The sequence below is a fragment of the Algoriphagus sp. Y33 genome (assembly GCF_014838715.1).
GTDB lineage: Bacteria > Bacteroidota > Bacteroidia > Cytophagales > Cyclobacteriaceae > Algoriphagus.
The window spans coordinates 5164214-5180264 of the sequence record NZ_CP061947.1 but is presented as its reverse complement, the minus strand read 5'-3'; the positions used below and the strand labels follow the sequence as shown (position 1 = coordinate 5180264).

13 protein-coding genes are annotated in these 16051 nt (G+C 42.6%); 11 read left to right on the top strand and 2 right to left on the bottom strand.

What is annotated here, in order from left to right; all coding sequences use genetic code 11:
* Window positions 1-55: 55 nt before the first annotated feature.
* A complete protein-coding gene (locus ID165_RS21185) occupies window positions 56-814 on the bottom strand; it encodes a superoxide dismutase (RefSeq protein ID WP_192347422.1) in 759 nt (252 codons plus the stop codon).
* Window positions 815-993: 179 nt separating this feature from the next.
* Here ID165_RS21185 and dapF point away from each other — a divergent pair, with 179 nt between their 5' ends.
* From dapF to ID165_RS21150, 7 genes are all read left to right on the top strand, one after another.
* On the top strand, window positions 994-1767 hold the full coding sequence (gene dapF, locus ID165_RS21180; protein ID WP_192347421.1) for a diaminopimelate epimerase: 774 nt from the start codon (window positions 994-996) through the stop codon (window positions 1765-1767).
* 100 nt (window positions 1768-1867) lie between these two features.
* Entirely contained in the window at window positions 1868-5248 is a 3381-nt protein-coding gene (secA, locus tag ID165_RS21175; RefSeq protein WP_192347420.1) for a preprotein translocase subunit SecA, read from the top strand.
* Between the two features lie 7 nt (window positions 5249-5255).
* Entirely contained in the window at window positions 5256-5780 is a 525-nt protein-coding gene (locus tag ID165_RS21170; protein WP_192347419.1) for a hypothetical protein, read from the top strand.
* A 1-nt stretch (window position 5781) separates the two neighbouring features.
* On the top strand, window positions 5782-6972 hold the full coding sequence (locus ID165_RS21165) for a M20 family metallopeptidase (RefSeq protein WP_192347418.1): 1191 nt from the start codon (window positions 5782-5784) through the stop codon (window positions 6970-6972).
* Between the two features lie 64 nt (window positions 6973-7036).
* Window positions 7037-7804 carry a S1/P1 nuclease gene (locus tag ID165_RS21160; protein ID WP_192347417.1) on the top strand — a complete coding sequence of 256 codons (768 nt, stop codon included), beginning with the start codon at window positions 7037-7039 and terminating at the stop codon, window positions 7802-7804.
* Window positions 7805-7888: 84 nt separating this feature from the next.
* The gene (locus tag ID165_RS21155) at window positions 7889-9745 is read left to right on the top strand and encodes an ATP-binding protein (RefSeq protein ID WP_192347416.1); all 1857 of its coding nucleotides are present in this window, start codon (window positions 7889-7891) and stop codon (window positions 9743-9745) included.
* A gap of 22 nt (window positions 9746-9767) precedes the next feature.
* Entirely contained in the window at window positions 9768-10418 is a 651-nt protein-coding gene (locus ID165_RS21150) for a response regulator transcription factor (RefSeq protein ID WP_192347415.1), read from the top strand.
* Between the two features lie 377 nt (window positions 10419-10795).
* Here ID165_RS21150 and ruvB read toward each other — a convergent pair whose 3' ends face one another.
* Complete coding sequence (gene ruvB, locus ID165_RS21145) at window positions 10796-11830, bottom strand: Holliday junction branch migration DNA helicase RuvB (protein ID WP_192347414.1); 1035 nt, start codon at window positions 11828-11830, stop codon at window positions 10796-10798.
* A gap of 122 nt (window positions 11831-11952) precedes the next feature.
* Between ruvB and ID165_RS21140 the strand changes: the two genes are divergently transcribed.
* The 4 genes from ID165_RS21140 (at window position 11953) to ID165_RS21125 (ending at window position 16022) form a co-directional block, all read left to right on the top strand.
* Window positions 11953-13017, top strand: a complete 1065-nt coding sequence (locus ID165_RS21140) for an FAD:protein FMN transferase (protein ID WP_192347413.1) — start codon at window positions 11953-11955, stop codon at window positions 13015-13017.
* Between the two features lie 93 nt (window positions 13018-13110).
* A complete protein-coding gene (locus tag ID165_RS21135) occupies window positions 13111-13866 on the top strand; it encodes a ZIP family metal transporter (RefSeq protein WP_192347412.1) in 756 nt (251 codons plus the stop codon).
* Window positions 13867-14053: 187 nt separating this feature from the next.
* On the top strand, window positions 14054-14317 hold the full coding sequence (locus ID165_RS21130) for a DUF4212 domain-containing protein (RefSeq protein WP_192347411.1): 264 nt from the start codon (window positions 14054-14056) through the stop codon (window positions 14315-14317).
* Between the two features lie 19 nt (window positions 14318-14336).
* A complete protein-coding gene (locus ID165_RS21125) occupies window positions 14337-16022 on the top strand; it encodes a sodium:solute symporter family protein (RefSeq protein ID WP_192347410.1) in 1686 nt (561 codons plus the stop codon).
* Window positions 16023-16051 lie beyond the last annotated feature (29 nt).

The window sequence follows — 16051 nt, the reverse complement described above, 5'->3', positions numbered from 1 at the left end:
TAACTAAAAAAGACCGGGATTTCCGGCCTTTCTTGGATGGTTTTCTGACTTAGAATTATGTGGAAGCTGCAGCAAACCGCTCAGCTACTGTCTTCCAGTTCAATACATTCCAAAATGCAGAAACGTAATCAGGGCGTTTATTTTGATAGTTTAAGTAATAAGCATGTTCCCACACATCAAGCCCCACCAGCGGGGTTCCTTTGAAATCAGAAATATCCATCAAAGGATTGTCTTGGTTCGCAGAAGAGCCCACTGCAAGTTTTTTATCCTCTCCTATTACCAACCAAGCCCAGCCTGATCCAAATCTGGTTTTGGCGGCATTCTCAAATTCTGTTACAAATGCATCATAGCTACCGAAAGAAGAATCAATCGCTGTAGCTAGGTCACCTTCGGGCTTTCCACCTCCATCTGGGGACATGATGCTCCAGAAGAGTTCGTGGTTATAATGTCCTCCTCCGTTATTTCTCATTGCTGTAGAGTACTTGGAGATATTTTTCAGCACATCTTCTAGCGGCTTGTTAGTATCTACCTTTTCTTCTTCTAGTGCTGCTTTCAGGTTTGAAGCATAAGATGCAGCATGCTTAGTATAATGAATTTCCATTGTCTTGGCATCAATGTGCGGTGCCAATGCGGAATAGTCGTATGCCAAAGGGGTTTGGGAATAACCGGTGGCTAAAATGGCTTTTCCGTCTCCTTTGGCATCATTGGAGCAAGAAGAAAGAATACCCGTGCCCACGAAACCCATTGCGAGACTGGCTTTCGTGGTATTGGACATGAAAGTTCTCCTAGATATAGACTTTTCAAGTTGTTGCATAGATAAAATTTGGTTTAGTTGTCTTGATTTTGATCAAGTGAGCATGAAACTAAACATTTTCCGTCGGTTTTTAAATTGAGAATCAGACAATAAGTCTGATTTTGTGACAAGATGTTTAAGTTTGTATTTCAACGTTCGCTTGGATGGGTTTTTGTCCCGATGTACCACAACAATTTTCCATGGAAATATCATTTTATAAATATCAAGGAACCGGTAATGACTTCGTTATGATCGATGATCGTGCTCAGAAGTTTGATGATTTGGATTTGGCACTAGTAAGTAAGCTGTGCGACAGAAGGTTTGGTGTAGGCGCTGATGGATTGATTCTCATTAGAAATCATCCGTGGTATGATTTTGAGATGATCTATTTCAATGCCGACGGAAGCCAGAGCATGTGTGGCAACGGAGCGAGATGTGCAGTGGCCTTTTCGGCATTTCTGGGGATTGTGGCTGAGAAAACAAGTTTTCTGGCTATTGACGGAGCTCATGAGGCCATTCTGAAAGAGGGGCTGGTGCATCTGCTGATGGGCGATGTGGCCGGAATAGAGGAAAAAGGAGCTGATTCTTTTGTCAATACGGGCTCACCACACCACATTCGCTTTGTTCAAAACATTCATGAATACCCTGTTTTTGAGGAAGGGGCAAAAGTCAGGTATGATCAGATGTATGCTCCAGGGGGCACAAATGTCAACTTCGTGGAAAAAATAAGTGAGGATGAAATCTTTGTCAGGACTTATGAAAGAGGGGTTGAAGATGAGACACTATCCTGCGGGACAGGAGTCACAGCCGCTGCGATTGCAGTGGGCAAAGATCTACATGCCGCTACTATTAAAATCAAAACCCTTGGCGGTCAGCTATCTGTGAAATTTAAAGCGTCTGAAATGGGTAGCTTCAAAGAAATATGGCTGATAGGTCCTGCTGAGTCTGTTTTTGCCGGGAAAATAAGTGTTTAACCAGTCATTGGAGTTCTTCTTCCAAGAACCTGTTTTATTATCAATTATAACAAAAAGGGCTTAATTTTGAAGTCCTAATAGAGAATCACAATAAGCTAGCATGTTAGATATTATAGCAAAAGGACTTGCAAAAGTATTTGGAACCAAGTCCGACAGAGATATCAAGGAACTTCTTCCGATCGTAGCAAAGATCAATGAGGTTTTTTCCGGATTAAAGAGCCTCAGCGATGATCAATTGCGGGGCAAAACCGAAGAAATCAAAGCTGAAATCAATGCGCATCTGAAGGAATATGATGACAAGATCAGCACGATCAGATCAAAGGTAGATGAGTTGCCTGTGAAAGCTATTCATGAAAAAGATCAGCTTTTCAATCAAATAGATCAGATCGAAAAGGATCGAAATCAAGCGCTGGAAATAGTTTTGGAGAAAGTTTTGCCGCAGGCTTTTGCAGTAGTGAAGGAAACGGCAAGGCGCTTTAAAGAAAATGGAAAGCTGGTTGTGAAGGCTACTGATCGTGACCGTGAACTCTCTGCAGGCAAGCAGAATGTGGAGATTCAGGGAGATGATGCAATTTGGCATAACAAATGGATGGCAGCAGGCACTGAGGTGGTGTGGGATATGGTTCACTACGATGTGCAGTTGATCGGTGGGATGGTTCTTCATAAAGGGAAAATTGCCGAAATGGCGACAGGTGAAGGTAAAACGCTGGTTTCTACCCTACCCGCTTACCTTAATGCACTTGCCGGACGTGGAGTTCATATCGTAACAGTGAATGATTACTTGGCCAAGCGTGACTCTGAATGGAATGCGCCACTTTTTGAATTCCATGGTTTAAGCGTGGATTGTATAGATAAATATACTCCTAACTCAGCCGGACGCAAGAAAGCCTATAGATCGGATATTGTGTATGGTACCAATAACGAATTTGGCTTTGACTACCTAAGAGACAACATGGCCCGTGAGGCTGGGGATCTTGTTCAGGGCAAGCATCACTTCGCAATGATTGATGAGGTCGATTCTGTACTTATTGATGATGCAAGAACCCCATTGATTATATCCGGACCGGTACCAAAAGGCGATGTACATGAGTTTGATGACATGAAGCCGAGAGTTTCTACGCTGGTAGATGAGCAGCGCAAGCTGGTGCAGGGCTTCTTGAGTTCAGCCAAGAAAATGATTGCCGATGGCAATGAAAAAGAAGGCGGTTTGGCGCTTTTCCGCGCATTCAGGGGAATGCCTAAGTACAAGCCATTGATTAAATACCTTTCTGAACCGGGAATCCGCGTGATTCTTCAGAAGACAGAAAATTATTACTTGCAGGACAATAAGCGCCAGATGCCTGAAGCAGATGAGCCGCTATTGTTTACCATAGATGAAAAAACAAACGTAGTCGACCTGACCGATCGTGGGATAGAGACAATGACTACCAAGAATGAAAATACAGAATTCTTTATTCTTCCTGATATAGGGGTAGTGATTGCCGATTTGGAGAAGGAAGAAGGAATTACGGATACAGAAAAGCTTGTCCGTAAAGAAGAAGCAATCAAAGACTACAGCATAAAAGCGCAACGGATTCACACCGTAAACCAATTACTCAAGGCGTATTGTATGTTTGAGCGGGACACGGAGTATATTTTGGTGGACGGTAAAGTGAAAATTGTAGATGAGCAGACTGGCCGTGTGATGGAAGGGCGACGATACTCTGACGGATTGCATCAGGCTATTGAGGCGAAGGAAAATGTGAAAGTGGAAGACGCTACCCAAACGTATGCTACGATTACGCTACAGAACTATTTCAGAATGTATCACAAGCTGGCGGGGATGACCGGTACGGCGGAGACTGAAGCGGGAGAATTCTGGGAAATCTACAAATTGGACGTGGTGGTTATCCCTACCAACAAGCCGATTATCAGAGCAGACCGTGACGATAAAGTTTATAAAACTGTCCGTGAGAAATTCAATGCAGTAGGCGATGAGATCAATGAATTGGTCGCTGCAGGGAGACCTGTGTTGGTGGGTACTACTTCGGTAGAAATATCGGAAGTACTCAGCAGAATGCTGACTTTGAAGAAAATCCCCCATCAGGTATTGAATGCGAAGCAGCATGCTAAGGAAGCGGATGTAGTGGCTATTGCCGGTCAAGCAGGTACGGTTACAATTGCAACCAATATGGCTGGTCGTGGGACAGATATTAAGCTGACTCCTGAGGCCAGAAAAGCAGGAGGATTGGCAATCATAGGCACCGAGCGTCATGAATCCCGTCGTGTGGATAGACAGCTCCGAGGTAGATCGGGTCGTCAGGGGGACGTGGGATCTTCGCAGTTTTTCGTTTCCTTGGAAGATAGCTTAATGCGCCTTTTCGGGTCTGACCGTATCGCCAAATTGATGGATAGAATGGGTCTTGAAGAAGGTGAGGTGATCCAGCATAGCATGATATCCAAGTCTATAGAGCGAGCCCAGCGCAAAGTGGAGGAAAATAACTTCGGCACAAGAAAGAGACTGCTTGAGTACGATGATGTGATGAACTCGCAGCGTGAAGTAGTGTATAAGAGAAGAAGAAATGCGCTGAAAGGAGAAAGACTGGAACTGGATATCCTGAATATTCTCTATGATGTCTGCGAAAGCTTGGTAGATATGGGTAAATCCAATGCTGATTCGGAGGATTTCAGAATGAATGTATTCACTACGTTGGGTGTGGATTATAACATAACGGAAAGCGATCTGAAATCTAAAGACGCAGGGCAATTGACCCAAGAGCTTTATACAGTTGCTTTTGAAACCTATCAGAAGAAAAGTGAAGTGATGATGAATACGGCGTTTCCGATCTTCAAGCGGGTTCAAGATGAAAGAGGTGCTACTGTGAAGGATATCATGGTTCCTATTTCCGATGGAGTTAAGCAAATCGGGGTGGTGGTGAATCTAGAAGAGACGGTTAACTCTGAAGGCAGAGAATTAGTGAGAGCAATCGAGAAAAATGTATCGCTGGCTATCATTGACCAGAACTGGAAAGAGCATCTGAGAGATATGGATGACTTGAAGCAGTCGGTGCAAAATGCCGTTTATGAGCAAAAAGATCCACTTTTGATCTATAAGTTTGAAGCGTTTGAAATGTTTAAGCGTTTTATCGGCAAGCTTAATGAAGACATGACCACTTTCTTGACACGCGCAGATTTGCCTAAACAAGATCCGAATCAGGTACATGCTGCTGCTCCTCAGCGGAGCCCGGAGCCTCAAGTACAGGCTTCTAAGGCTGATGTAGATAGTACGTTAAATCCCGGTGCTAACCGTGCGGCAGTAGCAGCTTCCAACGCCGGAAGACCTGCCCCACAGGTAGTGGCACCTAGAAAATCTGATAAGGTGTACGGAAGAAATGACAAAGTTTCTGTCCAATACACGAATGGAACCACTAAAAATGATGTGAAATACAAAAGTGTGGAACAGGATGTGCAGGAAGGAAAATGTGTAATCATTGATAACTAAGCTAAACATGAGAATTTTCTGGATTTTAGGATTTGTAGTTATATTGGTGGGGTGTAAGACTTCTCGCAAGGCCTCTAGTTCTGCCTCAAACTATGCAAACTATCAGGAAAATTTGAATCCATCTCTTCCTCTATATCCTGATTATCGTGCGCAGATGAATTCAAAATCATCTGTTGGATCTTCTGAATCCACCGGAGCGATTGATGATGAGTTGGATCAGCTTCAGGCAAGTTTAATCAGTAAGAATAAGTCTGAGCCATATTTTAGCGGATATTCAGTTTTGGTTTATTCGGGAGTAGACCGGGATAAAGCATTCAAAACACGCAATGATATAACCATGAATTTTCCTGATCTTATACCGGAGATGCAATACCAGCAGCCAAGATATCTTGTGAAGATTGGAAGATTTGTACATAAAATAGAAGCTCAAAAAAGCTTTGCCGAAGTAAAAACACAATTCCCTACAGCGCGAATAATTCAAGATAGGTTTCAACGGGAAGATTTCAAGACTCAAAAAGAACCCAACCAATAAGATGCTGAAGGAAAAAATTAAATCTCTGGCTAAGGATTATAAGGAAGAAGTAATTGCAAATCGACGCCATCTTCATGCAAATCCCGAACTTTCTTTCCAAGAGTACAATACATCGAAATTTGTAAAGGAAAAATTACAAGAAATAGGAATTACGACCATTGAATCCAAGGCAGACACAGGCTGGTCAGCTTTGATTGAGGGCAAGAATCCCGGGAAGCGAGTGGTGGCACTTCGGGCAGATATGGACGCATTGCCAATCATTGAGGCAAATGAGGTTTCCTATAAATCCAAAAATCCGGGTGTGATGCATGCCTGTGGACATGACGCGCATACTGCATCTCTACTTGGAGCGGCCAAAATATTAAATGAAGTCAAGAATGACTTCGAAGGGACCATCAAGCTAATTTTTCAACCTGGGGAGGAAGTGGCTCCCGGTGGCGCGTCTTTGATGATTGCGGATAAAGTGCTGGAAAACCCAAGACCAAACGGAATTATTGGTCAGCATGTAATGCCTTTTATAGAAGTGGGCAAAGTAGGCTTCCGTCCCGGAATCTACATGGCCAGTGCTGATGAACTCTACGTGACAGTAAAAGGTAAAGGCGGTCATGCGGCTATGCCTGAGACATTGATTGATCCTGTTTTGATCGCATCCCATATGATTGTGGCTTTGCAGCAGGTGGTCAGTAGAGCTGCCAGTCCCAAGATTCCTTCTGTACTTTCCTTTGGAAGAGTGGAGGCATTGGGAGCTACCAATGTAATTCCTAATGAAGTGAAGATACAAGGTACATTCCGCACGTTAGACGAAGGTTGGAGAGCAAAAGCACATGAAAAAATGCTTTCAATTGCTAAAGGAATAGTAGAAGGAATGGGTGGAGAAGTGGATTTTGAGATCAAAAAAGGATACCCATTTTTGAAAAATGACCCAGAACTGACTGAACGATCCCATCAGGCAGCCATAGCCTATCTAGGAGAAGAGAATGTTCTCGATCTGGATATTTGGATGGCAGCAGAGGATTTTGCTTTTTATTCTCAGGAAGTTGCAGGCTGTTTCTACAGATTGGGTACAAGAAATGAAGCCAAAGGAATTACCTCAGGAGTTCATACGCCTACTTTTGATATTGATGAAGATGCGTTGGAAGTTGGAGCGGGACTAATGGCATTCTTGGCCGTGTCCGAACTCGAAAAAGCATAAACTTACCTTAACTTCCCTTCAGTTCTTTTCGAGTAAATTCCCACTTTATTAGACCCTCTCTACGATGAAAAAACTCCTTTCTACTTCAGTTTTTGCTTTTCTACTTGTTACCCAAACATTCGCTTGGGGTCAGCTAGGACACTATTTGATAGGCTATATGGCTGATAAGCAGTTAAAAAAGTCTGTGCGAAAAAAGGTAGAGAGCGTACTTTACCCGATGTCTATCGCTAGAAGTGGAACTTGGATGGATGATATCAAATCGGACCATGCATATGATTATGCTTATTCATGGCATTATATGACCAGCAAAACCGGAGAATATGATGAGTCCATTCAGGAAAAAGGAGGAAATATCTTTGCTGAAATCAACCGCATCAAAAGCGAGCTGAAAGCTGGGGATCTTGAGCCCCGGAAAGAAGCAGAACTGCTAAAAATGCTCATCCATATGGTAGAGGATATCCATCAGCCGCTGCACGTAGGAACGGGTGAAGATAAGGGAGGCAATGATGTGAAGCTCGAGTATTTTGGCAAAACTACCAATCTCCACGCGGTATGGGACAGCGGAATACTTGACGGGAAAGGGATGAGTTATTCTGAAATTGGAGATGAACTTTCGAGAAGGGTAAACAAGAAGATAATCTCAAAGTACCGTGCGGGCACTATGCAGGACTGGCTGGAAGAGGCGGTGGCAGCAAGACCAACAGTATATAAGTTACCGGAAAACAGGAAAATATCTTACGCATATGGCTATGAAAGTACCCCGCTTTTAGAGGAAAGATTAATTGCCGCCAGTGTTAGACTGGCACAGATTCTAGAGGAAATTTATAGATAAACAAGAAAAAATTTGGTAAATGCCGTTTGACTATTGATAACTAGCGGCATTTTTTTGTATTTTCCTAGCCATAACTTCAGGTAAATGCAAAGACTTCTCTCCTTGAGTCTAGTTTTCACTCTTATCTCTTTCGTTTCTTTTTCCCAAGACCTGAGAAAAAGACTTGGGAGAACGTATGCAAATCCTGATTCAGTAGACATTATTTTTGAGCTTGAAAAAGAGAATCTGCAAACGCCCAATGATAGTGGAGTTTATTATTTTTTTGTTGGGGAGAGATACAACCGGAATTATGAAAATGCGCTTGCACACGAAACTTTTCTTAAAAGTGCTTCCCTTCTTGATCCTACACTTAGTAATGACCTGATCAGTTTGTGCTATATCCGTTTAAATCGCCTTGAGGCCAACTCCGGTAATTGGGATCAGGCCTTGATGTACTCTCAAAAAGGTCTTGAAAATGCTACTTTCGGCCTGGATAGTAATTACATAGGTTATGCGCTTTTGGATATTTCTGTAGTTTATCATGACATGGAAGACTATGCCAAGGGAGTGGAATATGGGAAAAAAGCATATGATCTACTGACTCATTTTAGCAAAGCTAATCCTACCTTTGTCGCCTATTCATTGAATGCAATCGGGATCAATTTTGATGATTGGAATAAGCCGGATTCTGCCCTTTTTTACCATTATAAAATTTTTGAAAATATAGAAAAGCTAGATAGTACCAGGATCACTTTTACCTTCAATAATATAGGGAACACTCTCCTGAAACAGGAGAAATATAAGGAAGCGGAGTCTTGGATACTGACGGCTGTCAACTTGAACAGAAAAGATCAGGATTTCTATAGCTTAGCAGCAAATTATACCAATCTTGGTACGATTGCTTACAAGCTTCGGGACTTTTCAAATGCCGAAGTCCTTCTGGATTCTGCCTATAAATATGTGGAGCTGAGTCAATCCATGGAGAAAATGCGGGACTACCTGGAGGAGCAATACCTATTTCACAAAGCCAGAGGAGAACTAGCGGTTGCGATGGACTATCTAGAGCAATATTCTGCGCTCAAGGACTCTATTTTCAAAGAGGAGCGAGTGAAAATGCTAGGAGAACTGGAAGCGAAGTATCAGGTTCAGACGAAAGAACGTGAATTGGCTGAATCCAGAGCTGCACTTATTGAGCATGAACTATTGGTGAAAAACAGAAATAACCAGATTTTGCTATTAGTGGTCTCCCTGCTCATTATTTTGGGAGTGGCTTTTTTCTTTTACTACAGGCAGAAAACTAAAAACAGGCACTTAGAGCAGGAAGCGAAACTTCATAAGATCTATGCAGAGCAAGAAACCCAAAAACAGCTTCATGAGCAGCGTTACAGAATTTCCTCAGATCTTCATGACAATATTGGTGCGCAATTGACCTTTATAGTTTCTTCATTGGACAACTTGAAATTCTTTAAATTGAGCAAGGAAAAAATGGCCTTGAAAATAGATCAGATTTCATCATTTACTATCGAGACAGTGAATGAGCTTCGAGATACAATCTGGGCGATGAACAAGGATAGTGTCAGTCTTGGGGATTTGCAGGCTCGTTTAGCAGGATTAATAGTCAAAGCCAAAGAAGCTTGCCCACAGATTGAGTTTGACCTTGAACTGCAAGATGGCTTGCAAAATGACTTGCTGCTCAACTCCATGGAGGGGGTCAATTATTATCGAGTGGCACAGGAGGCGGTGAATAATGCCATTAAGCATTCGGGAGCAGATCATATTAAAATTGTCTTCTCCCGGCAGAATGGGCACATCCGTATTTGTATAGAAGATAATGGTAGAGGAATGGACCAAGCAGGTATTGGCAACGGGCTTATAAATATGAAAAACCGTGCAGAACGGATAGGAAGGGATTTGAAAATCCAGTCATCACTGGGGCAAGGCACACAAGTTTGTATCTTTTAGCTGCTTAAATCTCTCAACACTCATGTCAATAAAAATAGCAATTGCCGAAGACAACAGTTTTTTACTCAGGGCCATCTTGGAAAAGCTTTCTTTTTTTGATGAGCTGGAGGTGAAGTACTCCGCCTATAATGGGTTGGAACTCATGGAGAAGTTGGAAAAAGATTCTAATGTTCACCTGATCTTGATGGACATAGAAATGCCCAAAATGAATGGGATAGAGACGGTAGCTCAGCTTTCGCAGCGGTATCCACAGATCAAGACTATCATGCTTACGGTATTTGATGACGACGAGTATATTTTCAAGGCCATTCAATCCGGTGCCAATGGCTATTTTCTGAAAGAGGTAGATGCAAAAACCCTTCATCAAGGGATATTGGATACGATGGAGGGCGGTGCTGCAATGACTCCATCAGTTGCGATGAAAGCGCTTAAGCTACTTCGTAACCCGCCTAATTTCTCCGAACCTGCGGAAAATATAAAGCTGACAAGAAGGGAAATCGAGATTTTGGAGCAGACATCAAAAGGACTGAATTATAATCAGATCGGGGAAAATTTATTTATTTCTCCTAAAACCGTTCGGAAACACACTGAGAATATCTACCGAAAATTACGGGTTCACAGCAAGTTGGAAGCCGTACAAAAGGCTTTGAAAAACAGGATTATTGGAGGGTGAAAAATGATTTCTAATTTCGCACTATAGATGTCAGAGGAATTATGATCTTTCCAAAAATTTATGGAATCTATCTACATTTTCAGATAGCGTCCAGTCTATTCATGAAGCATTTTATCAGTGTCTTCTGATGAAGAAACCTTTTCTTCCTTTTTCAATCGCTGTTTTTTTGTTCAGGTGAAAGTTCATACACAGTATCCAACTCAGATTCTAAATCCACCGGCGTATTGATTTCCTCCAATATTTTCCCATCTGAAATTGAAGTAATTTTACTGATTAGTTGAATTTTAAGGTCTGATTATGGCTTTGATCTATTTCGTATTAGATAAGTTTGCATAAAATAATTGTTGATCCAAAACGAAGAAAAACTACTTAAGTTTTCACATCCCCTCAAACAACCCTCCCATTCCCTGAGCAGGCTTTATTTTCAAATGGGTATATGCTAATTCAGTAGCCATACGGCCACGGGCAGTTCGCTTCAAATACCCTTCTTGGATTAAAAAGGGTTCATATACTTCCTCTATAGTTTCTGCTTCCTCCCCACAAGCTGTGGCTATGGTACTAAGACCTACCGGTCCTCCTTTGAATTTTTCTATAATGGTCAGCAGGATCCGGTTATCCATTTCATCCAATCCATTTACATCTACATCCAGCGCATCCAAGGCGATTTTTGAGATTTCCAGCGTAATTGTTCCATCTCCTTTTACTTCTGCAAAGTCTCGGGTTCTCCGAAGTAGCATATTAGCTATTCTGGGTGTACCCCTGCTTCTTCTTGCGATTTCGTATGCAGCGATTTCGTCTATAGGAGTTTGCAAAATACCTGCGGAGCGCGTAACGATATCGGTCAGTAGCTTCGCATCGTAGTATTCCAGTCTGGAATTGATACCGAATCTCGCACGGAGCGGAGAAGTCAACAAACCTGAGCGAGTGGTAGCGCCTATCAAAGTAAACGGACTCAGGGAAATCTGAACGGAGCGGGCGTTTGGACCAGAATCCAGCATGATATCAATCCTGAAATCCTCCATTGCCGAATACAAATACTCTTCTACGATAGGATTCAGTCTGTGGATCTCATCTATAAAGAGTACATCACCTTCTTCCAGATTGGTCAGCAAGCCTGCCAGATCAGAAGGTTTGTCCAGTACAGGTCCAGAGGTGATTTTGATGCCGGCATGCAGTTCATTTGCGATGATGTGGCTTAGTGTGGTTTTGCCCAAGCCTGGGGGGCCGTGTAGAAGCACGTGATCCAAAGGCTCATTTCTGTTTTTTGCAGCGAGCACAAATACCCGTAAATTCTCTACGATTTTAAACTGGCCTGTGAAATCCTCAAAGCTTAAAGGCCGTAAAGCTTTTTCAAAATCCTTGTCCTTTGGGCTTAGATTTTCATCTTCCCCACTTAAATAATCTTCTCTCATAGTTTATCCGTACGCTCACAAATATAGAAAAATACGAACGGCTTCTTCCGCATTTTTGAATCCTTGGCTTTCCCGCAATACTGAAAAATAAGCCTTAAATTCGCCCTCAAATTCAGATGATCATGCGCCAAAACGCCCGGAAAAATATTATATATTCTATTGTACTTCTTACTGCCATCATGCTGGTGTACTCATGGCGGAACCGTGATAAGACAGAGACAGCTGTGACGGAAGATTCCGCTCCTGTGGCCGGAAAAATGACTCTTTCCGGCAAAACGATGGGCACCACATACAATATCACCTACCTGGACGAGGAAAACCGCGACCTTCAAGCTTCCATCGATTCTCTTTTGGGGGTCTTCAACCAAAGTTTGTCTACCTACATTCCAGACTCCGAATTAAGCCGATTTAATCTTAACGACACGCTGGACTTTGACTTGCCTTACTTGTTACCGATACTGGAAACTTCTAAAAAGATTTATGGTAATACCAATGGAGCTTTCGATCCTACAGTAGGTTCCTTGGTGAATGTTTGGGGGTTTGGTCCAGGCGGACCGGAACTTAAGGACAGTGTGGATATCAGAAACTTACTGGCTACAGTCGGCTTTTCCAAAATTGAGTTTGATCAGCGGCAGCTCCGTAAAAAAGTGCCTGGCGTTTACCTGGATTTCTCAGCCATTGCCAAAGGCTACGGTTCTGATGTGATCGCTGACTTCTTGAAAAATAGGGGAATAGGAAATCATTTGGTTGAAATAGGTGGAGAGCTTGTGGCAAATGGAGTGAATGAAAAAGGGGAACTATGGAAGGTTGGAGTAAACCGACCTGTGGAATCTGCAAATGCATCCGACCTGATCAGTATAATTGCTTTACAGGATCGGGCGATGGCAACATCAGGAAATTACCGCAATTTTTATATGCGTGACTCGGTAAGAATTTCCCATACAATCAATCCTGCCACGGGATATCCTGTAGATCATACATTACTTTCTGCTACGGTATTGGCTGATAATTGTATGACGGCAGATGCTTACGCCACAGCCATGATGGTGATGGGAAAAGATGAGGCAATCATCTTGGATGAAAAACTGGAGGAAATTGAAGTCTTTCTAATCTATGACGATGGAATGGGTGGATTTAAGACGTTTGCAAGCGAAAACCTGAAGCCATTTTTATCCTTTCCGCAGTAGATTAATTTTAAATGCAACCTTATTGAATTTTATTACCTTTGCCTGAGTTATAGCTTTCTCCTTTTCATCAAAAAAGGAAAGTAACCCAGGCCGATGGAATTCAAATTTTTACTTCTTTTTCTTACAGCCATGATCGCAGGATCAACGGTTTTTTTTGCTCCCAATTTTAGAGAGAAATACTTTCGACTCGTACTGGTATTTGCGGGATCTTATTTATTCTCGATTACAATTCTCCATATTTTACCCGAATTATTTGACAGTGGATTTGACAGTAAAAGAATGGGATTATACATCCTGATTGGGTTTCTTTTACAGCAATTGCTGGAATTCTGGTCCAGTGGAATAGAACACGGACATATTCATGTACACGAGCATCAGGGCAGTAAAGCTATGACTACTGTTATGCTGGGCTTGTTTATTCATGCATTCCTTGAAGGCACACTTCTATCGCATGGAGAATTGATGGATCAGGGGGAGCAAGCCCTTGGTCATGTGCATAATAGTAAAACTGTGCTGCTTGGGATTATCCTGCACAAAGGACCCGCTGCATTTGCTTTGGCTGCAGTATTATCAAGCACATTAAGTAAAAGAACGACACTTATATTATTGACTCTTTTTGCTTTGGCCTCCCCGCTTGGGATGATGTCCAGTTCATTTCTTTATGAAACTGGACTCCTAAACAAGCAGGGAATTGGGATTTTATATGGCTTGGTGGCTGGGGGTTTTCTGCATATTTCTACCACCATTTTTTTTGAAAGCAGTCCGCACCACAAATTCCAGCTCAATAAATTACTGGTAAGTTTTTTCGCTGCAGGGCTAGCAATTCTTTCGGAGTTTTTTATGAAGTAAACAGTTGGTGAAACCTCAATTGAATTGCGATTTATTCAGAAGACGAAGTTTTGCCCCAAATAATCTTGGGCATTATAGACTGTAGATGCTAAAATTTTAAATATTTCACATCAAACAGCTTGCATTCCTACGGATGCAATCACTAGCTTCAAGGCTTGTTTTATTTTCTAAGCCTAAACCCTAACCTATGCCTCCCCAAAATGAAAAAATGAAAGCCTATTGGAGGAAAAACCTCCAAACTCTTTTTGTACTGTTACTAGTATGGTTTGTTGTCTCTTTTGGCTGTGGGATTTTATTCGTAGACGAGCTCAATGAAATTCGACTGGGTGGTTATAAGCTGGGTTTTTGGTTTGCCCAGCAAGGGTCAATTTTCACGTTTGTTATTTTGATTTTTGTCTATGTGGTCAGAATGAACCGATTGGACAGGGAATTTGATGTGGACGAAGAATAACTTTTTAATTTAAACAACTATGGAAATTTTAACCTGGACTTACCTGCTGGTAGGCATTTCATTTGCGCTTTATATTGGTATTGCAATCTGGTCCCGCGCTGGATCTACTCAGGAATTCTATGTAGCGGGTGGAGGAGTTTCGCCTTTGGCCAATGGTATGGCAACTGCTGCAGATTGGATGTCTGCCGCCTCCTTTATCTCAATGGCAGGAATTATTTCATTCGCTGGTTACGATGGCTCGGTCTATTTGATGGGCTGGACGGGAGGTTATGTGCTGCTGGCGCTTTTGCTAGCCCCATACCTACGCAAATTTGGCAAATTCACCGTTCCGGATTTCGTAGGCGACCGATATTATTCCAATACGGCTAAAGTCGTAGCTGTGATCTGTGCTTTATTTATCTCCTTTACTTATGTGGCAGGGCAAATGCGTGGCGTTGGAATTGTATTTTCCAGATATCTGGAAGTGCCCATCGAATGGGGAGTGGTGATCGGTATGTGCATTGTGTTTTTTTATGCCGTGCTCGGCGGAATGAAAGGGATTACCTATACCCAAGTAGCCCAGTACTGTGTGCTGATCTTTGCTTATATGGTGCCTGCAATTTTTATTTCTATGCAACTGACGGGAAATCCTATTCCCCAGCTTGGATTGGGAGGTGCAGTAGCTGACGGATCGCCACTTCTGGATAAACTGGATGGAGTCCTCACCGAACTGGGCTTTGCCGCTTATACGTCGGGGCGAAAAAGCATCACGGATATGTTTATGATTACGCTGGCTTTGATGGTCGGTACGGCAGGATTGCCGCATGTGATCGTGAGGTTTTTCACGGTTCCAAGAGTGAAAGACGCAAGGCTTTCTGCAGGATATGCACTGGTCTTTATCGCTATTCTTTATACCACTGCGCCCGCTATTGCGGCTTTTGGTATATACAATGCGATAGAGAGCACTTCTGAGAAAAATATTTCCGAGCTACCTGAATGGATAAATACCTGGCAAAAAACCAATTTGATCAGTGTAGAGGATAAAAACGGTGATGGTAAAGTGCAGTATGTAGCCAATCCTGTAGCCAATGAATTGACTATAGACAGAGATATCATGGTACTGGCAAGCCCTGAGATAGCCCAGCTTCCCAATTGGGTGGTCGGGTTGGTCGCTGCGGGAGCTATGGCTGCGGCACTCTCAACTGCTGCCGGATTGCTTCTTGTTATTTCCACCTCTGTGTCCAGAGATTTGTTCAAGACTTTCAAGCCTGATATTACGGAGAAAAAAGAACTGCGAATTGCCCGAATAGCCGCTGCCGGTGCGGTACTTCTGGCAGGCTATTTCGGAGTGAACCCTCCTGGATTTGTGGCACAGGTTGTGGCTTTTGCCTTTGGCTTGGCAGCGGCATCTTTCTTCCCCGTGATTATTATGGGAATTTTCTCCTCGCGAATCAATAAAGAAGGAGCTATTTCAGGGATGATTACCGGCTTGGTTTTTACAATTGGCTACATTGTTTATTTTAAGTTTATCAGCCCCGAAACTAATACAGCGGAATATTGGTGGTTTGGTGTTTCTCCTGAGGGCATAGGGTCTATAGGAATGATTCTTAACTTTATAGTATGTGTGACAGTTTCCAAATTTACCCCTGCTCCGCCCCAAGCCGTGCAGGATATGGTACAGGAAATAAGAATCCCGCGTGGTGCAGGTAAAGCACAGGATCATTAAATTAGAGCGTATTTTACCCAGAACTGATA